Genomic DNA, 18,459 nt, shown 5'->3' on the forward strand with positions numbered 1-18,459 from the left:
CGCGCCGGTCAGGCCGGGTGCGCGAGGACCCGGTATCCGGTCTCGTGGAGCCGCCGGTGCTCCGGCCATCGGTCGCGGGTCCAGCCGGGTTCGGTGTGGGCCGCGACGATCGCCGCGGTCGTCGCGGCGTGCAGGTCGAACTCGAGGTCGCGGCGCAGTTCCGGCAGGACGGTCCGATCCCCCGCCGTGCGCGCCTGCACGATGGTGGCGACCGTCTCCGCGACCCGCGCGTCGGCGCAGCGCAGCACGCGACGATGCGCGAACGGCAGCACGAGCCACAGCACCGCGACGGCGACGAGCACGCCGATCACCGTCTCGAGCAGGCGGTCGCGGGCCACCACGGCGAAGTCGTGCGGCACCCCGGCGCCGCCGAGCAGCAGCGCGAGCGGAGTGATGAACACCATCGCCACACCGTAGTTCCGGACCAGGTATTCCTCGGTTCCGGCGAGCAAGACCGCGACCACCACGACGAGTGCGACGGCCGTCGGCGCGGCCCACACGACCGCGGCCAGCACGCCCAGACCCACGACGGTGCCGGCGAACCGGTGCAGGCCCCGGTAGCTGCCCAGCACCCGGTCGGGTCCCTGATGCAGCACCATCGCCGCCGTGATCACCGCCCAGTCCGGCCGCCCGACACCGCACGCGAGCGCCAGTGCGCCCGCGGCGGGACCGGCCACGACGAGGCGGAGGACGATGGTCCAGGATCGGCTGCCCGGCCGGGCGGCCCGCGCCAGCCGGTATCGCGCCGACGGGCGCGGCAGCGGTGGTTGCGGCCGCAGATCGTCGGTCTCGGAGGCGGCGCCCTCGTCGGCTCCTGCGACGACCGTCGCGAGCCGCAGGTGCGCCGCTCGGAGCGTCCGGGTCAGCGGATGCGCGCTCCCGCCCAGCCGCCCGTCGTGCAGGCACATCCACGCGGCGTGCAGAGCCCGGACCGCCTCGTGCCGCGGCCCGATCGCCGCCGGGGCGCGCAGACAGGCGTCGACGGCCTCCACGGCCACCGCCACCGCGGCACGCTCGGGTGCGCGGGGCCGGGCCACCGCGCCCGACATCGACACCACCACCGCCGTGCCCGCGCCGGCCGCGGTCCACGACACGACCGCACCGACCGGCACGCCGGCGCTCGGCAGTGCCGCCGCGATCTCCAGGGTGAGCAGGGGCAGGAACGCACCGGGTGCACCGAAGCGCAGCGCGTCGACCAGGAAGGCGCCCACGGCGACGACCGCTGTCATCACCGCCACGAGCAGGAGCCACGTCCATTCCGATCCCGAATGCACGAGCGTGCCGACACCGGCGCCCAGACCGGCCAGCGCGACGAGCACCGCCGCGACGAACATCACCACCTTCCACCGCGCCCGGTAGGCGCGGCCCTCGCCGTAGACGACGGCGAACGCCCCGAGGGCGGCCGTCGCGGCGACGGGCCCGTGACCGAGCGCGAGGCCTGCCAGGCCGGGCAGCGCCACCGCGGCGGCCGCGCGCAGGGCACCGGGCCAGCGCCGGCCCCGCCGGGGCACGCCGAGCAGGAGCGTCCGCGCAGGCCCCGGCGCCGGGATCGGCGGGCTCGCCGCGTCACTCCGGGACCCGGCTCCCGGATCTGTCACCGTCTCGGACACGAGGAACGACGATACGGCGCGCACCCGCGGTCGACGGCGCCGTGTCGGCAAGGTCACCCGCGCAGCGGGCCTCCGGCGAGCAGCGCCGTCGCCGCCGACCGGTACCGCTCGGCCACCAGGCGCACGATCGAGTCGTGCACCCCGAGCGGCGCCGCCACCCCGTCGGCGCCCGCATCGGCGAGACGCGCGTGGAACAGCCCGTCGGCGAGCAGGTACGACGCGACGAACACCCGGCGCGCACCCGCGGCGCGCAGTTCGGCGACGACGTCCGGCACGCGCGGGGCTCCCGTGGCGACGTACCCGACGCGCACGGCGACGCGCGCGAGGGCCGACAACATGTCCGCGGCCCGTCGCACGTCGCCGAGGGCGCGCGGATCGGAGGAGCCCGCCGCGGCGAGCACCACCGCGTCACCGGGTTTCCAGCCGGCCGCGGAGAGCCGCTGCAGCAGCACCCGTGCGAGCACCGGGTCGGGTCCGAGCGCGCGGGTGACCGCCACGGCGGGATGCCCACTGTCGGCGACCTCGCGTGGCACGTCGGCGTGCACGTGGTACCCGGAGGCGAGGAAGGCGGGCACCAGGACGGTGGGCCGGCCGGAATCGCGCAGCACCTCCGCCGGCGAGGGTCCGAGGACGTCGACGAACGCGACGCGGGTGGCGCCCACGTCGCGGGAGACGGCGTCGGCCAGGGACGCGATCATCTCGACGCCGCGCGGATTGCGCGTGCCGTGAGCGACGAGCAGCAGAGCCGGGTCGATCATGGTCACAACTCCTGATCGGGAACGGGGTCGGCCGGAGACGATGCCCCCTAGCCGAGCGGGTATTCCTTGTCGGCGCAGCCCACCGGGTCGACCGCGAGCCGGTAGCCACGCTTGACGACGGTCTGCACGATCGTCGGGGCGCCGAGCGCGGACCGCAGCCGCGCGACGGCGGTCTCCACGGCGTGGGTGTCGCCGCCGCCGCCGGGCAGCGCGGCGAGCAGTTCCTCACGCGAGACGACCCGGCCGGGCCGGGCGGCGAGGGTGCGCATCAGCGCCATCGCGGCGGGCGCCAGGCAGCGGATCTCGCCGTCGACCACGACGCAGCGGCCGCGGACGCTGAGGACGTGTCCCCCGGCCTCGATGCGGTGGGCGCGCCGCGGCAGCTCCTCGGCCAGGTGCCGGGCGAGGGATCCGAGCCGGGCCCGGCCCGGTGCCGAGACCGGCACCTCCAGCTCGACGAGCGGCGCGGCCGTCACGGGCCCCACGCACACCGCGGTGACCCCGGTGCGCAGCGCGCGCAGCATCAACTCGAGCATGCCGGTGGCCTTGGAACGCATCAGCAGCGACGCGACGGCCGGCGCGCTGGTGAAGCTCACCGCGTCGATGCTGTGGTCGGCGATCTGCTCGATGAGCCGGTCCATCGCGGTGGGGTCGTCGGGCGGGGTCCACCGGTACACCGGGACCGCCACCACGTCGGCACCGGCGTCGCGCAGCACCTCGCACAGGTCCGCGCCGGGTTCCCACTCGGTGCGGGCGCCGTGCAGCTGCACCGCGATCCGCACCCCCTCCACACCCTCGGCCAGCAGGTGCTCGAGCACCTCCGCGGACGACTCCGACGCCGGCGACCACTCCTCCCGCAGGTCGGCGGCCCGGATCGCGCCGGTGACCTTCGGCCCGCGGGCCAGGATGCGGCTGCCGCCCAGGGCCTCGCCGAGCTGTTCGGCGAGGCCCCAGCCGTCCGCGGCCCCCATCCAGCCGCGGAAGCCGATCGCCGTGGTGGCCACGGTGATGTCCGGCGGGGTGTCGAGGATGTCGCGCGTCACGCGCTCGAGCTCCGCATCGTCCGCGAGCGGGATGATGCGGATGGCGGGTGCGTGGACAACCTCCGCGCCGCGCCGGGTGAGCAGGGTGGCGAACTCGTCGGCGCGGCGTGCGGCGGTGATGCCGATCGTGAAGCCGTGCAGCGGCGCGTTGTCCTCGCTCACGAACGCTCGCCGTAACCGCGGTGCACGGGCACGAGGCTGTGGATCTGGACGACACCGGCCCACACCCGCACGTCGTACACGGGCAGGCGGACCGACGGGTCGTCGAGGCAGCGTCCGTCGTCCAGCGAGAAGACCTGCTTGAGCAGCGGCGAGGCGACGGTGGGCTCGCCGCTGCGGTCGCCGACGATCCCGCGCGACATCACCGCGGCGCGGCCGAACGGGTCGAAGTTGCCCACCGCCCGCAGACTGCCGTCGTCGAGCCGGAACAGCGCGGCCTGCTCGCCGCCGCGCAGCAGCACGGCGACGCCGCGGCCGGGGATGAGGTGACTGAGCGGGCACGCCGACGTCCACTCCAGACGCCCGTCGTACACGCTGGCACGCGACGCGCGCTCGGGGGTGTGCGTCTCGATGACGGTCATGAATGTCCTCCTTGGAACTACGGACGGAATTCTCCGGGGCCGGTGTTTCTCGGGCGTTAACCCGAGATTCCCTCACGGTAAGAGGGCATTCCGACCAGCACCGGCACCTTCCGCTTGCCCGAGTCGTCGAACCGCACGGTCGGGTCGGCCACGTCGGGCGCGTTGACGAACGACACGAACCGGGACAGCTTCTCGGGGTCTTCGAGCACTCCCTTCCACTCGTCCCGGTATCCGGCGACGTGCTTGGCCATCGCCGCCTCGAGCTCGTCGCCGATTCCGAGGCTGTCCTCGCACACCACCGCCCGGAGGTGCTCGAGTCCACCCTCGAGGGACTCGAGCCAGGGCGCGGTGCGCTGCAGGCGGTCGGCGGTGCGCACGTAGAACATCAGGAACCGGTCGATGTACTTGACGAGGGTCTCGTCGTCGAGACCACCGGCGAGCAGCTGCGCATGCTTGGGCGACTGGCCGCCGTTGCCGCACACGTACAGGTTCCAGCCGTTCTCCGTGGCGATCACCCCGACGTCCTTGCCGCGCGCCTCGGCGCACTCGCGGGCGCAGCCGGAGACGCCGAACTTGAGCTTGTGCGGTGAGCGCAGCCCGCGGTAGCGCAGCTCGAGGTCGACGGCCATGCCGACCGAGTCCTGCACGCCGTACCGGCACCACGTCGAGCCCACGCAGCTCTTCACGGTGCGCAGGGACTTGCCGTACGCCTGGCCGGATTCCATGCCGGCGTCGACGAGCCGCTGCCAGATGAGCGGCAGCTGCTCGACCCGCGCACCGAACAGGTCGATGCGCTGGCCGCCGGTCATCTTGACGTACAGGCCGAAGTCGCGGGCGACCTCGCCGATGACGATGAGCTGCTCGGGGGTGCACTCACCGCCGGGCATCCGCGGCACCACCGAGTAGGTGCCGTTCTTCTGAATGTTGGCCAGGAAGTGGTCGTTGGTGTCCTGCAGCGCCGCCTGCTGCCGGCCCAGGATGTGGTCCGAGTCGGTCGAGGCGAGGATCGAGGCGACGACGGGCTTGCAGATGTCGCAGCCGGTCCCCTGGCCGTACTTGGAGATCAGTGCCGAGAACGTGCGGGTGTTCGTGGCCTGCACGATCTGGAACAGCTCGGCCCGGGACTGCTCGAAGTGCTCGCACAAGGCCTTCGACATGACCACACCGGACGCCGCGAGGAGCTGCTTGACGGTGGGCAGGCAGCCGCCGCACGTGGTGCCGGCGCCGGTGCAGGCCTTGACCTGGGCGATATCGCACGCGCCGTCTGCGATGGCACCGCAGATCGTCCCCTTGGTGACTCCGTTGCAGGAGCACACCTCGGCGTCGTCGGGCAGCGACCCGGCGCCCGGCTTCTCTCCCGCCGGGGAGATCAGCGTCGCGGGGTCGCCGGGCAGCTCCCGGCCGACGAGCGGTCGCAGCGACCCGTACGCGGAGGCGTCGCCGACGAGGATGCCGCCGAGCAGTGTCTTCGCGTCGTCCGAGACGACCAGCTTGGCGTAGGTGCCCTTCGCGGCGTCCGACAGCACGACCTCGAGGGCGCCCGGAGTGGTGGCGTGCGCGTCGCCGAAGCTCGCGACGTCGACGCCGAGCAGCTTGAGCTTCGTGGACAGGTCGGCGCCCGGGAACTCGGCGGCGCCGCCGAGGAGCCGGTCGGCCACCACCTCGGCCGTGCTGTAGCCGGGGGCGACGAGGCCGTAGCAGGTGCCCTCGACGGCCGCGCACTCGCCGATCGCGTAGATCGCGTCGTCGGTCGTGCTGCGGCAGCCGAGGTCGGTGCGGACACCGCCGCGCGGGCCCAGCTCGAGCCCCGCGTCGCGGGCCAGCCCGTCCTGGGGACGGACGCCCGCGGAGAACACGAGCAGCGCGGCGTCGATCACCGACCCGTCGGACAGTTCCACACTCAACCCGCCGGGGCCTTCGGTGATGCCGGCGGTGCCGACGCCCGTGTGCACCGTCAGCCCGAGATCTGTGACGAGCCGGGCGAGGAGCGCACCGCCGCCCTCGTCGACCTGCAGCGGCATGAGCCGGGGGGCGAACTCGACGACGTGCGGCGTCATGCCCAGCATCCGCAGCGCGTTGGCCGCCTCGAGACCGAGGAGCCCGCCGCCGACGACGACGCCGACCGCTCCCGGAGCGGCCTGCTCCGCGCCGGCCCGGATGTCGTCCAGGTCGTCGATGGTCCGGTAGACGAAGCACCCGGCCAGATCCTTGCCGGGAATCGGCGGGACGAAGGGGTACGAGCCGGTGGCCAGGACGAGCGCGTCGTACCCGATCACCTCACCGGCGTCGGTGGTGACGGTGCGCCCGGCACGGTCGATCGCCGCGGCCCGGGTGCCGAGCCTCAGGTCGACCAGGCCGTCGCCCTCGTACTCGTTGCCGGCGAGGGCGAGTTCCTTCGAATCCCACGAGCCGACATAGGAGGACAGTCCCACGCGGTCGTAGGCGGGCAGCGGTTCCTCGCACAGCACCGTCACCGACCAGAGGTTCTTCTCGTCGCGGGCGCGCAGCGCCTCGACGAAGCGGTGGCCCACCATGCCGTGTCCGACGACGACAACAGACTTGTGGCTCATACCGTTTCCTTCTTCCTTGCGTGCGTGATGGGGGGCCGGCCGCGGTCAGACGCGGGTGGCCACCGTGTCGGCGGTGACGTCGCGCTGTGCGAGCGTCTCCGCGGGAGGGGCGGTGGGGCGGCGCAGGAACACGGCCCAGGTGACGACGATGCAGACCAGGTAGAAGGCGAGGAACACCCAGAACGCCATGGTCGCCGACTTGGCTTCGCTGCTGTAGGACGCGCGCAGCACCAGGTTGATCCCGACGCCGCCGAGGCCGCCGATGGCGCCGGCGAATCCGATCAGGGCGCCGGACATGCTGCGCGCCCATGCGGCCTTCCCGGCCCGGTCGAGCGAGTCGAGGCTCTGCGCCTTGGCCTCGAAGATGGACGGGATCATCTTGTAGACGGAGCCGTTGCCGATGCCCGAGAGCAGGAACAGGGCGATGAACCCGAGGACGAAGGTCACCATGATGCCGCCGGTGGCGGCGCCGGCGGTGGCGTCGTCGAGGGTGCCGGCGGTGACGAGCAGTCCCGCCGCGAGGGCCATTGCCGCGAACGTGTACAGCGTGATCCGGCCGCCCCCGATCCGGTCGGCCAGCTTGCCGCCGAGGGGCCGGGCAATCGAGCCGAGCAGCGGGCCGATGAACGCGATCTGCGCGGCGTGCAGGGAGGCCTCGGCGGCGGTCGCGCCCCCGGCGAGGAAGTTGATCTGCAGCACCTGACCGAACGCGAAGCTGAAGCCGATGAAGGAGCCGAAGGTGCCGATGTAGAGGAAGCTGAGGATCCACGAGTCGCGGTACTTCAGGGATTCGCCCATCGCCCGCAGGTCGGCGCGCTGGTCACCGAGGTTGTCCATGAACAGGGCCGCGCCGAGCGCAGCGAAGGCACACAGCACCAGGTAGACGGCACACACGATCCACGGCTCGGTGTTGCCGACGGTGGCGATGACGAGCAGGCCGACGAGCTGGACCACCGGCACGCCGATGTTGCCGCCGCCCGCGTTCAGGCCCAGCGCCCAGCCCTTGAGCCGCTGCGGGTAGAAGGCGTTGATGTTGGTCATCGACGAGGCGAAGTTGCCGCCGCCGAGGCCGGCGACCGCGGCCACCACCAGGAAGGTGGTGTACGAGAAGCCGGGGTTGAGCATCAGGTACAGGGCCGCGACGGTGGGGATCAGCAGCACCAGCGCGCTGAACACCGTCCAGTTGCGACCGCCGAACCGGGCCGTGGCGACGGTGTAGGGAATGCGCAGCAGCGAGCCCACGAGGGTGGGCACCGCGACGAGGAAGAACTTGCCGGCGGGATCGATGCCGTAGACGTCGGCCGGCATGAACAGCACCATCACGGACCAGATGGACCAGACGGAGAAGCCGACGTGCTCGGCCAGGACGGACCAGATCAGGTTCCGCTTCGCGATCTCCTTGCCGCCGGCTTCCCATGCCGCCGTGTCCTCGGCGTCCCAGTGTTCGATGCGGTGCTTGCGCGCGAACTTCGCACGCAGGCCTTCGGTCGGTGATACTCCGGTTGTTGCGGCCACCCCATGTCCCTTCCTCGGGTCGGTATCGATGAACCCAAGGTAGGAAACGGGTGTTGCCGCGGTGCTGCCCTCGGTGACTGCCGCGTCAAGAGATGCTCACCTGCGGCAGGAGGCCTCCGTGAGGTCGGCGCCGCGGGTGCGCGCGGGCTGTGGACCGGCGCCGGAACCGCCCCAGGTGTCCTCGACGTACCGGGGCCGGCAGGCCACCCGGCCGGCGATCAGCACCACGAGCGCCGCACCACCGAGGAACGCGAACGGCGCCGTCCAGCCGCCGGTGGCCTCGTGCAGCACACCGACCAGCACCGGTCCGAGACACGCGACGGTGTAGCCGAGACCCTGGGTGAAGCCGGACAGTGCCGCGGACGCTGCGTGGGTGCGGGTGCGCAGGTTGATCAGGGTGAGTGCCATGGGGAACGTGGTCGGCCCGACGCCGATCGCCAGCACCCACAGGGCCGTGGCCGTCAACGGCGCGAGCAGCAGACCGGTGAAGCCCACCGCGTAGCACGCCACGCACACGACGACGAGCGGGAACGGATCCCGCATGCGGGCGCACGCGGCGGGAGCGACGAACGAGGCGGTCAGGCCGACGAACGAGAACAGGGCGATCATGGCCCCGCCGAGCGCCTCGCTGCCGCCGGCGTCGAGCAGCACCGCGGGAATCCAGGTGAACATCGAGTAGGTGATCAGCGAGGTCATGCCGAACATGCCGGCCATCCCCCACGCGACGGGCGAGCGCCACACCCGGCCGGGCGGGGGCTCGGCGTGCGGCGCGTCGCCGGCGACCGGACGCGTGCCGCGGGCCCGGTACAGGACGCCGATCCACGGGATCGCCGCGGCGAACGCCCACACCGCCCACAGTCCGATGGACCAGCGCCACCCGGCGGCCTCGGCGACGGGGACCGCCGCGAGGGCCGGCAGCACCGTCCCGATCTGGACGCCGACGATGTACACGGTGCTCACGACCGCGAGCCGGTCGGAGAAGTACCTCTTGACCAGTGGCGGGATCACCACGTTGCCGACCCCCATCCCGGCGAGCGCGAGCGCGGAGAACGCGAGCAGTGTCCACGTCTCGTGGGTCAGCGCGCGCGCTGCCATGCCGAATCCGGCGGCCAGCATCGCGACGAGGGCCGTGGCCTCGAGCCCCGCCCGGCGCGCGATGACGGGGGTGAGCAGCCCGAACACCGCGAACATCGCGGTCGGCACCATGCCGAACACGCCCACCACGGCGGGCGCGAAACCGAGTTCGGCGCGGATCTGCTCGGCGAGCGGGCTGAACGAGGTCACGGCGAGGCGCAGCGTGAGCGCGGACATCACGATCGCAACGAAGACCAGGAGCCGTCCCCGCAGGAGGGACGGGGACGAGGATCCGGCACCGGTGACAGCCACGAGCGAAATCATAGGATGACCCGACGTCTATCGTCGAAGGCATTTTCCGGATGTAGGAAGGATCCCCATGCGCACCGTGCGACGCACCAGCCTCATCGCCCAGGTCACCGAGCAGTTGCGCGACCAGATCCGCACCGGCGCCTGGGCGGTGGGCACCCGCATCCCTCCCGAACCCGCCCTGGCCGAGCTGACCGGGACGGGCCGCAACACCGTGCGCGAAGCCGTCCAGGCGCTCGTGCACTCGGGGCTGCTGGAACGGCGGCAGGGCTCGGGCACCTACGTCGTCGCCACCTCGGAGGTCGGCAGCGCTCTCGGCACCTACTTCGCCGACGCCCACGAGCAGGACGTGCTCGAACTGCGGCAGGCGCTGGACGTCACCGCCGCAGCGCTCGCCGCCCGGCGCCGCACCGACGCGGACGCCGCGCACCTGACCGAACTGTTCGACGCGCGGATGCGCGCGTGGGCCGACCCGCGTTCAGCCGCCGCCCTCGCCGCCGACGTCGCCCTGCACCGCGCGATCGTCGAGGCCAGCCACAACGCCGTGTACCTCGAGTTCTACGACTCGCTGCTGCCCGTCATCGAGGAGACGATCCGGCGCCGCGTCGACGAGACGGGGGCGGGGTTCCACGACGAGCACCGCGAACTGGTGCTCGCCGTCGTCGCGGGAGAGCCCGGCCGCGCCACGGCCGCCGCGCTCGCGATGTTCGGTGAGCTGCGCGGCGGCGAAGGCTAGAGGAGCAGCCGCACCAGATCCGAGGTGTGTGCCAGCCCCGGGAACGCCTCCTCTGTGGAGCGCGGATGCAGGGCGTGCACGGCGAGCCGGAACATCACCGCGCGCAGCAGCATCTGCGGCCACTCCGGCAGGTCCTCCCACCGGCCGATGAGCTCGTCGTCGGCCCCGCCCCACGACAGCGCGTCGACGACGGCGACACCGGCGGCCCACGACGCGGGCCGCCAGTAGGGGGTGATGTCGGTCAGGCCCGGCGCGGCGCTGCCGGCGAAGAGCACGGTGCCGAACAGGTCGCCGTGCACGAGCTGATCGGGCAGGTGGACCGGCTTGCGCAGCGTCGCGAGCTGGTTGATCAGGTCGATGCTCTTGCGTCCGTCGGGGGTGACGGTTTCCGGGGCGCCGGCGGCGCGGGCGGTGCGCAGCGGCACCGCCTCCCACGCCGCGCGGTCGGCGGCGACGAACACGTCGACGTCCTCCCACGGCGCCACGGGCGGCTGCATGAGGAAGCGCGGCCGCTCCAGCTGGGCGGTGGCCGCGTGCAGCCGCAGCGACAGGGCCACCACCTCGTCGTGCCGCGGTTCGGAGGTGCCCACGATGTAGGTGTCGGCGCGCCAACCGGAGACGACGTAGCGGCCGTCGGTGGAGCGGACGGGCCGCGCCAGTCGCACCCCGTCGACCCCGAGGGTCTCGCGCACCTTCGCCGACCACGCCGCCCGGGCATGGTCGGCGACCGGCGAGAGCACCACGTCGCCGCACCGCCAGCCACCGTCCCAGTCCGCCCCGAGCGGGACCGGTTCGACGTCGCGGAGGCCGAAGGTCGAGCGCACGTGCTGCGGGGGTTCGAGGGGACTCACGGGGCACACCGTACAGTCGGCGCCGCCCCGTTGAGGGGAAGGCACTCCGTTACCCGGGGACACCATTCCCGCATCGTTATCTTCCCCGTGTTCCCTCAGTACACGGGCAGCGAAGGGTCCACCTGCCGCGCCCACGCGAGCACCCCGCCCTGCAGGTGCGTGGCGTCCGCGAAACCGGCCCTCTTCAGCACGGCGAGGGCCTCGGCCGAGCGGATCCCCGTCTTGCAGTGCAGCACGATCGGCCTGTGCTGCGGCAGCTCCGCCAGCGCCTCTCCGGAGAGGATGCGGTCCTTCGGGATCAGCCGCGCCCCCTCGATGTGGACGATGTCCCACTCGACCGGCTCGCGCACGTCGATCAGCTCGATCTCCCGGTCCGACTCGAGCAGCCGGCGCAGCTCGGTCGGGGTGATGGTGGACTCGGCGAGGGCGGCTGCGCCGTCGTCCGGCACCACACCGCAGAAGGACTCGTAGTCGACCAGCTCCGTCACCGGCACCCGGCCCGGGTCGCGGCGCAACGTCACCGTCCGGTAGCTCATCGCGAGAGCGTCGTAGATCATCAGGCGTCCGAGCAGCGACTCGCCGATGCCGGTGATCAGCTTGACCGCCTCGGTGGCCATGATCGACCCGACGGACGCGCAGAGCACCCCGAGCACGCCGCCCTCGGCGCAGGACGGGACCATCCCGGGCGGCGGCGCCTCCGGGTACAGGTCCCGGTAGTTCAGCCCCCGCCCGTCCGGTGCGGCCTCCCAGAACACCGACACCTGTCCCTCGAACCGGAAGATCGACCCCCATACGTACGGCTTGCCGGCGAGGACCGCGGCGTCGTTGACGAGGTAGCGGGTGGCGAAGTTGTCGGTGCCGTCGAGGATCAGGTCGTACTGCTCGAACAGTGCGACGGCGTTGTCCCGGTCCAGGCGCACCGGGTGCAGCCGCACCTCCACGTTGTCGTTGATCCCGCGGATCGTGTCGCGGGCGCTCTCCCCCTTGGGCCGGCCCACGTCGGCGATCCCGTGGATCACCTGCCGTTGCAGGTTGGACGATTCGACATCGTCGAACTCGACGATGCCGAGGGTGCCGACACCGGCCGCGGCGAGGTAGAGCAGCACCGGCGAACCCAGGCCGCCGGCGCCGATGCACAGCACCCGCGCGTTCTTCAGCCGCCGCTGCCCCACCACCCCCACCCCGGGGATGATCAGGTGCCGGCTGTAGCGGGCCACCTCCTCGCGCGTCAGGTCCGCAGCGGGTTCCACCAGAGGTGGCAGTGGGGTCACGACAGCTCCTCGGCCGGCTCGATCGGGCGGTTACCCGATTGTCCCATCCTCACGCCCGCGGATACGGCCACGGGTTGAACCTGCAGGTGAGTCCGTCGCGGGGGACGAGACCCTCGGGATCGAGGCCGGCGATGTCGTCGTTGGCGGTGCCGAAGGACTGCTGCATCATGATCGGCGCGAGGCCCCCGTCGCTGCCGCACCCCTCGTGGGCGGCGAAGCCGATGGCGTGCCCGACCTCGTGGTTGATCTGATACTGGCGGTAGGAGCCGATGTCACCCTGGAATGCGACGGCGCCACGCACCCACCGGGGCTCGTTGAGCAGGACCCGGCCCAGGCCCGGGTTGTAACACGACACCTCCAGTTCGATGTCGTACCCGCAGCCCTGCCGGATGGTCATCTGGGACGTCAGCGACACCCGGAAGTCGGGCTCGCCCTGATCGACGCGACGGAACGCGAACGCCGGGTCCTGTGTCCAGCTCTTCGGGTTGGCCAGGGTCTCGTCGACCATCCGGGCGAACGCCGCGTCACCGCCGTAGCCGGTGGCGTCGACGCCGTCCTCGATCTCCACGGTGTAGGTGTAGACGCGTCCGGTGCCGACCTGACCGCTGGTCCCGGGCACCACCCGCCAGGTGCCGGCGCCGGCCACCGTGAACGGCCCGCCGTCCGGGAGCGCGCCGGACGGCAGATCGGCGGGGAACGTGCCGTCCGCGACCGGCGCGGGCACTCCCACCACGTCGCCGGATGCGGCCGCCGCGTCCCCGGCCGCCGTGGCCTCGGGCGTGCTGCCCCCGGTGCGCAGCGCATCCACCAGAACGATCACCGTGAGGACCGCGAGGACGGGGATGGCGTAGGCCCGCCATCCGTAGGTCGCGACGAACCGGCCGAGCCGGGTCTGCCTGCGCACCCCGCGGTCCGGGCGCGGCGGGCGAGGCCCCTTCTCCCCGCCCGAGACGGGATCCCACTGAGCTCGCAGGGGCTGGTGGGAAGGGGCGCGGCTGCGTCGCCGGCCCGACGTCCGGTCCTCGGGTGTCCGGTGCGGACTGCGCACCGGGCGGCGCGGTGTGTCCGTCACGCCGGCTCCTGCTCGGTCGGTCACGGTTGCCAGACTCTCATACGGCCGTCGCCGGCCGTGCCGGGTCGCCGAGCGCGGGCGCCGACCGCCGCCACGCCGATGTGGCGCCGCGCACAGTGGGCCTTCGGCTGGGATACTCGTGGGTAGGGGTGCACGGCACCTCGAGGCCCCCCGGCCTGTAACGTGCAGAGACGATTGCACGTCGTAGTGGTAGGCATCACTTCGACGAATTTTTCGGATTGGGAGCGACATGACCGAACTCGCAGCCCGGACATCGTCCGGCCGCGCCACCAGCTCGGGCACCGGCACCGGCACTCGACGCGGCGCCCGGATGCCGCGGGACGAGCGCCGGGTCCAGCTCCTCGCTGCAGCCAGCGAAGTCTTCGTCACCCGCGGATACCACGCGGCCGGCATGGACGAGATCGCCGAGTGCGCCGGGGTCAGCAAGCCGGTGCTGTACCAGCACTTTCCCGGCAAGCTCGAACTGTACTGCGCTGTGCTGCAGAGCTACGTCGACAGCCTGATCGCCGGAGTCCGCCAGGCCCTGCGGTCGACCACCGACAACAGGCAGCGCGTCCGCGCCGCGGTGCAGGCGTTCTTCGACTTCGTCGACAACGATTCGCAGGGCTTCCGTCTGGTGTTCGAATCGGACCTGATGGGCGAGCCGCAGGTTGCGCACCGCGTGGAGCAGGCCACCGAGGCCTGCGTCGACGCGGTGTTCGACCTGGTGAGCCACGACTCCGGTCTGGACCCCTACCGGGCGCGCATCCTGGCGGTCGGCCTCGTCGGCACCAGCCAGTTCACCGCCCGCTACTGGCTCGAGGCCGCCCGGCCGATTCCGAAGGAGGACGCCGTCGACACCACGGTCGCTCTCGCCTGGGGTGGACTCTCGCACGTGCCGCTGCAGCCGGAGCTGCGCAGCCGGTAACCAGCGGGCGTCGACCCGACGGCGGCGACCCCACGGCGGGGTCGCGCCCGCGACGACAGAAGGGCCGGGGCAGCAGCCCCGGCCCTTCGTCGTGATGCCGTCGTTCTAGGTTGCCGCGAACCCGACCTTGCGAATGTCGGCGGGGCCGATCTCGACGTAGGTGACCCGCGCCGCCTGCACGATGAGCTTGCGGCCCTTCTCGTCGACGAGTGTCAGCACGCCGTCCTTCTCGCCGGCCAGGGCCTGCGCCACGAGCGACTCGACCTCGTCGGGCGTCTGCTCGCTGATCACGGTGAGCTCGCGGGGACTGTCCGCAACACCGATCTTGACCTCCACGGTCGACCTCCGAACTCTCAGGGCTCTACAGCTGTCCCCGCCCAGGCTAGTGCAGTCCCAGCACTGCCATCCGCTCGGCGTGCTCGAGCTGCATCCGGTCGAACAACGCGGCAATGTCGGTGAGATCACCGGACGCGGCGATCACCAGATCGGTGAGGTCCTCACGCTGGGCCATCACGTACTGCGCCTGGGTGATGGCCTCGCCGAGCAGCCGCCGTCCCCACAGCATCAGCCGGTCCTTGTCGGCCGCGCTGCGCCGCACCGCCTCGCGCACCTCGTGCACCACGAACTCCGAGTGCCCGGTCTCGGCGAGGACCTCCCGCACGACCTCCGCCACCTCGGGGGCGAGGGTGCCGGCGATCTCGCGGTAGAAGTCGGCGGCGATGCCGTCGCCGACGTACGCCTTGACCAGCGACTCGTGCCAGTTCGAGGGGTTCGTGGACGCGTGGTACGCGTCGAGGGCGCGCCGGTAGGGCTCCATCGCCGTGTAGATCTCCACGCCGCGCGCGGTGAGCGCGGCGTGCAGCGTCTCGAAGTGGCTCATCTCCGCGGCGGCCATGCTCGCGAACGCCACCCGCCCCTGCAGGCTCGGCGACATCCGTGCGTCGTCGGCGAGGCGGTAGAAGGCCGAGATCTCACCGTAGGCGAGCACCGCGAACAACTCGGCGACGCCGGGATGATCGGCCGGGACGCGCGCCGGAGCGGCGGGTGGACGGGACTCTGCGGCGGACGGCGACGTTTCGGCTCCCATGACGACACAGCGTAGTACCCAGCCGGTGACGGCGCGGCTCACGGTACAATGGTCCTGGAAGGCCGCGCCTCGAGGCGCCGACCACCGGCCCCGCGGACTTCACCGATGATGTGCGCGCACCCGATCGCAGATCGCTGCCGCGCCTCGCAGAGCCCGTTCCGGTCGCTCTCGCTGAGGCGCAGGCCGGTCGCCTCTCCACTCGTGCGTGCGTGCCGAGACCAGGAAGGCCAGACCCCTGAGCAAGATCACTGTCGACCACGAAGACGACGCCACCGAAACCACGGTGTCGGCCCAACTCGACTCCACCCACACCCCGCCCACGTTCGGCGAGCTGAGCGTGCGGGACGAGATCGTCCGCGCTCTCGCCGAGATGGGCATCGAGCGCACCTTCGCCATCCAGGAGCTGACGCTCCCCCTCGCCCTCGCCGGCGACGACCTGATCGGACAGGCGCGCACCGGCATGGGCAAGACCTTCGGGTTCGGTGTCCCGCTGCTGCACCGCCTCACCACCACCGCGTCCGGCACCACCGCCCTCGACGGCACGCCCCGCGCCCTGGTGATCGTGCCGACGCGCGAGCTGTGCGTGCAGGTCACTCAGGACCTCGAGAACGCCGCCAAGTACCTCCGCGGCGCCGACGGACCGCTGAAGGTCCTGTCCATCTACGGCGGGCGCCCGTACGAGACACAGGTCGACGTGCTGAAGAAGGGCGTCGACGTCGTCGTCGGAACCCCGGGCCGGCTGCTGGACCTCGCCAACCAGGGTCACCTGATCCTCGGCAAGATCGGCATCCTGGTGATGGACGAGGCGGACGAGATGCTCGACCTCGGCTTCCTCCCGGATATCGAGCGCATTCTCGGCATGGTGCCCGACCGCCGCCAGACGATGCTGTTTTCGGCGACGATGCCCGGCCCGATCATCACGCTCGCCCGCACCTTCCTCACGCGCCCGACGCACATCCGGGCCGAGGAGCCGGAGTCCTCCGCGGTGCACGAGCGCACCAACCAGCTCGTCTACCGCGCGCACGCACTCGACAAGGCGGAGCTGGTGGCGCGGGTCCTGCAGGCCGAGGGCCGGGGCGCCACGATGATCTTCACCCGCACCAAGCGCACCGCGCAGAAGGTCGCCGACGAGCTCGCCGAGCGCGGCTTCGCCGTCGGAGCCGTGCACGGCGACCTGGGGCAGATCGCCCGGGAGAAGGCCCTCGACAGGTTCCGCAAGGGCAAGATCGATGTGCTCGTGGCCACCGACGTGGCCGCCCGCGGCATCGACATCGACGACGTCACCCACGTCGTGAACTACCAGTGCCCCGAGGACGAGAAGACCTACGTCCACCGCATCGGCCGCACCGGCCGGGCGGGGCGCACCGGCATCGCCGTCACCCTGGTGGACTGGGACGACATCCCGCGCTGGCACCTCATCGACAAGGCCCTCGACCTCGGCCTGTCCGACCCGGTCGAGACGTACTCGAGCTCGCCGCACCTGTTCGAGGAGCTGGGCATCCCCGAAGGCACGACCGGCACGGTCCGCAAGGCGCCGGCGGAGCGGCCCGCCCGCGAGGAGGCCGCCGAGAACGCCGAGGACGCGGCACGACCCAAGCGCACCCGGGTCCGCCGGCGCACCCGCGGTGGCCGGCCCGACTCCGGAAGCGCCGAGAACACCGGACCCGAGAACACGAGCGCCGCAGCGGAGCAGGCCGAGGACTCCGGGGACGGAACGGCGGCGCCCGCACGCCGCCGCCGGCGCCGGCGCCGCGGCGGTTCCGCCGCGACGGCGAAGAGCGACACGGTCACGGCCTCGGCTGCCCAGTAGCCGGCCGCGATGCTCGCACCGGAGCGCAGAACCCGGGCGGACCTGATCGCAGCCCTCCTGCTCGCCGTCGCGGTCGTCGCGGCGGCGAGCGTCGTCTGGCTGCGGTCGGACGCACGCGGCACCGTGTCCGTCACGACCGACGCGGCACCCGAGGCGCCGGCGTCCGCGACGGCGGTGCCGTCGACCCTGACGGAGGCGTGGCGGGCCCCCAGCGACGCGACGTACCGTCCGATCGCGGTCGGAGGTGTCGTGGTCACCGGCGACGGCGGCACGGTCACCGGCCGCGCCCTCGACTCGGGCGCCGAGCTGTGGCGGTACGGCCGCGACATGCCGCTGTGCGGCGTCGTGGAGGACTGGCGTACCGCCGTCGCGGTGTACCGCGACCAGCGGGGATGCAGCCAGGTGACCCAACTGGTCCCCGATTCGGGGATGCTGGGGGCGCAGCGTTCGAGCGACGCCGACGACGCAGTGACCCTCACCGCCGCCGACACCCACGTGGTCTCGCGGGGCGACACCCGCCTCGAACTGTGGCGGTCGGATCTCGTGCGCACCCTCGAGTACGGGCGCGTGGACGCGCCCGTCGTGCCGGGGGCGCAACCCCGCAACGGGTGCACGCTGCGCTCGGCCGCGGCGAGCAACACCCGGCTGGCGGTCGTCGAACGCTGCCCGGGCGAAGAGGCGGACCGGTTGACGCTGCTCGAGACGACCCCGGAGGCGGACTCCCAGCCGAAGGAGATCGCCTCGTCGGTGCTGCCGGAACTGGGGCCGGACGACGTCGGTACGCGCGTCGTCGCGGTGTCCGGTGAGCGCACGGTGCTGTACCTGCCGCCCACCTCTTCCTCCGGGCCCGTTCTCGCCGTGTACGACGCCGCCGGCACGCTGACCGCCCGGCACCCGCTGACGGCCGCGGCGACGCCGGACGCGGTGTTCCCCGCTGCGGTGCAGGGTTCGTTCCTCACGTGGTGGTCGGGCACGGAGACCGTCGCCCTCGGCGGCGACGACCTGGTGCCGCGGTGGACGCTGCCCGGGACGACGGGCACCGGCGCCGCCATGGCCGGAGCCCTGCTGCTGCCGGTGCGCAATGCCCTCGCGGTGGTCGAGCCTGCCACCGGGGCGGTGCAGGGCCGGATTCCGGTCGCGCGCGACGAGGCAGGGGTGGTGAACGTGGCGGTCGCCGGGAGTTCGGTGCTCGAGCAGCGCGGGCCGCAGGTCGTGGTGTTGCGGTGAGCACCGAGGAGCTCACC

At 72.5% G+C, this 18,459-nt stretch carries 16 protein-coding genes; 4 read left to right on the forward strand and 12 right to left on the reverse strand.

Going from position 1 to position 18,459, the window contains the following annotated elements; translation table 11 throughout:
- Positions 1-8: 8 nt before the first annotated feature.
- The 7 genes from ACWPOB_RS22060 to ACWPOB_RS22090 all read right to left on the reverse strand — a co-directional run bounded on the left by ACWPOB_RS22060 (position 9) and on the right by ACWPOB_RS22090 (position 9,475).
- On the reverse strand, positions 9-1,511 hold the full coding sequence (locus tag ACWPOB_RS22060) for an FUSC family protein (protein ID WP_455402164.1): 1,503 nt from the start codon (positions 1,509-1,511) through the stop codon (positions 9-11).
- A 152-nt stretch (positions 1,512-1,663) separates the two neighbouring features.
- Positions 1,664-2,368: a sirohydrochlorin chelatase gene (locus ACWPOB_RS22065; protein ID WP_455402130.1), complete on the reverse strand. Its 705-nt coding sequence runs from the start codon at positions 2,366-2,368 to the stop codon at positions 1,664-1,666.
- 47 nt (positions 2,369-2,415) lie between these two features.
- Entirely contained in the window at positions 2,416-3,573 is a 1,158-nt protein-coding gene (locus ACWPOB_RS22070; RefSeq protein WP_455402131.1) for a uroporphyrinogen-III synthase, read from the reverse strand.
- Positions 3,570-3,992, reverse strand: coding sequence for a nitrite reductase small subunit NirD (gene nirD / locus ACWPOB_RS22075; protein ID WP_006942743.1), 423 nt, complete (start codon positions 3,990-3,992; stop codon positions 3,570-3,572). Before nirD ends, ACWPOB_RS22070 begins: the two co-directional genes overlap by 4 nt.
- 56 nt (positions 3,993-4,048) lie before the next feature.
- Positions 4,049-6,562 carry a nitrite reductase large subunit NirB gene (gene nirB, locus ACWPOB_RS22080; protein ID WP_455402132.1) on the reverse strand — a complete coding sequence of 838 codons (2,514 nt, stop codon included), beginning with the start codon at positions 6,560-6,562 and terminating at the stop codon, positions 4,049-4,051.
- 45 nt (positions 6,563-6,607) lie between these two features.
- Positions 6,608-8,077, reverse strand: a complete 1,470-nt coding sequence (locus tag ACWPOB_RS22085) for a nitrate/nitrite transporter (RefSeq protein WP_100057952.1) — start codon at positions 8,075-8,077, stop codon at positions 6,608-6,610.
- A gap of 96 nt (positions 8,078-8,173) precedes the next feature.
- Positions 8,174-9,475 (reverse strand): MFS transporter, encoded by a 1,302-nt coding sequence (locus ACWPOB_RS22090; RefSeq protein WP_455402133.1) that lies wholly within the window; start codon positions 9,473-9,475, stop codon positions 8,174-8,176.
- Positions 9,476-9,530: 55 nt separating this feature from the next.
- On the opposite strand from ACWPOB_RS22090, the gene ACWPOB_RS22095 reads away from it, so the two are divergent.
- On the forward strand, positions 9,531-10,196 hold the full coding sequence (locus ACWPOB_RS22095) for a FadR/GntR family transcriptional regulator (protein WP_006942737.1): 666 nt from the start codon (positions 9,531-9,533) through the stop codon (positions 10,194-10,196).
- On the opposite strand, the gene ACWPOB_RS22100 is transcribed toward ACWPOB_RS22095, so the two are convergent.
- From ACWPOB_RS22100 to ACWPOB_RS22110, 3 genes are all read right to left on the reverse strand, one after another.
- A complete protein-coding gene (locus tag ACWPOB_RS22100) occupies positions 10,193-11,047 on the reverse strand; it encodes a TIGR02569 family protein (protein WP_006942736.1) in 855 nt (284 codons plus the stop codon). The genes ACWPOB_RS22095 and ACWPOB_RS22100 overlap by 4 nt on opposite strands.
- A 95-nt stretch (positions 11,048-11,142) precedes the next feature.
- On the reverse strand, positions 11,143-12,318 hold the full coding sequence (gene moeZ, locus ACWPOB_RS22105) for an adenylyltransferase/sulfurtransferase MoeZ (RefSeq protein ID WP_100058478.1): 1,176 nt from the start codon (positions 12,316-12,318) through the stop codon (positions 11,143-11,145).
- 49 nt (positions 12,319-12,367) lie between these two features.
- On the reverse strand, positions 12,368-13,390 hold the full coding sequence (locus tag ACWPOB_RS22110; RefSeq protein WP_455402134.1) for a DUF3152 domain-containing protein: 1,023 nt from the start codon (positions 13,388-13,390) through the stop codon (positions 12,368-12,370).
- A gap of 250 nt (positions 13,391-13,640) precedes the next feature.
- On the opposite strand from ACWPOB_RS22110, the gene ACWPOB_RS22115 reads away from it, so the two are divergent.
- Positions 13,641-14,318 carry a TetR/AcrR family transcriptional regulator gene (locus ACWPOB_RS22115; protein WP_100058501.1) on the forward strand — a complete coding sequence of 226 codons (678 nt, stop codon included), beginning with the start codon at positions 13,641-13,643 and terminating at the stop codon, positions 14,316-14,318.
- Between the two features lie 105 nt (positions 14,319-14,423).
- Here ACWPOB_RS22115 and ACWPOB_RS22120 read toward each other — a convergent pair whose 3' ends face one another.
- Both ACWPOB_RS22120 and ACWPOB_RS22125 read right to left on the reverse strand, forming a co-directional pair.
- Positions 14,424-14,654 (reverse strand): DUF3107 domain-containing protein, encoded by a 231-nt coding sequence (locus ACWPOB_RS22120; protein WP_006942731.1) that lies wholly within the window; start codon positions 14,652-14,654, stop codon positions 14,424-14,426.
- 46 nt (positions 14,655-14,700) lie between these two features.
- A complete protein-coding gene (locus tag ACWPOB_RS22125) occupies positions 14,701-15,405 on the reverse strand; it encodes a ferritin-like fold-containing protein (RefSeq protein WP_029544591.1) in 705 nt (234 codons plus the stop codon).
- 205 nt (positions 15,406-15,610) lie between these two features.
- Here ACWPOB_RS22125 and ACWPOB_RS22130 point away from each other — a divergent pair, with 205 nt between their 5' ends.
- Both ACWPOB_RS22130 and ACWPOB_RS22135 read left to right on the forward strand, forming a co-directional pair.
- Complete coding sequence (locus ACWPOB_RS22130) at positions 15,611-17,215, forward strand: DEAD/DEAH box helicase (RefSeq protein ID WP_455402135.1); 1,605 nt, start codon at positions 15,611-15,613, stop codon at positions 17,213-17,215.
- Positions 17,216-17,224: 9 nt separating this feature from the next.
- On the forward strand, positions 17,225-18,442 hold the full coding sequence (locus tag ACWPOB_RS22135) for an Rv3212 family protein (RefSeq protein WP_455402136.1): 1,218 nt from the start codon (positions 17,225-17,227) through the stop codon (positions 18,440-18,442).
- Positions 18,443-18,459: the final 17 nt, after the last annotated feature.

The sequence above is a fragment of the Rhodococcus sp. 2H158 genome, assembly GCF_053764755.1.

Bases quoted from the DNA above. Each gene is read 5' to 3' on its own strand.
- ACWPOB_RS22065 (WP_455402130.1), bottom strand. From the start codon at position 2,368: ATGATCGACCCGGCTCTGCTGCTCGTCGCTCACGGCACGCGCAATCCG.
- nirD (WP_006942743.1), bottom strand. From the start codon at position 3,992: ATGACCGTCATCGAGACGCACACCCCCGAGCGCGCGTCGCGTGCCAGC.
- nirB (WP_455402132.1), bottom strand. From the start codon at position 6,562: ATGAGCCACAAGTCTGTTGTCGTCGTCGGACACGGCATGGTGGGCCAC.
- ACWPOB_RS22090 (WP_455402133.1), bottom strand. From the start codon at position 9,475: ATGATTTCGCTCGTGGCTGTCACCGGTGCCGGATCCTCGTCCCCGTCC.
- ACWPOB_RS22095 (WP_006942737.1), top strand. From the start codon at position 9,531: ATGCGCACCGTGCGACGCACCAGCCTCATCGCCCAGGTCACCGAGCAG.
- ACWPOB_RS22115 (WP_100058501.1), top strand. From the start codon at position 13,641: ATGACCGAACTCGCAGCCCGGACATCGTCCGGCCGCGCCACCAGCTCG.
- ACWPOB_RS22125 (WP_029544591.1), bottom strand. From the start codon at position 15,405: ATGGGAGCCGAAACGTCGCCGTCCGCCGCAGAGTCCCGTCCACCCGCC.
- ACWPOB_RS22135 (WP_455402136.1), top strand. From the start codon at position 17,225: ATGCTCGCACCGGAGCGCAGAACCCGGGCGGACCTGATCGCAGCCCTC.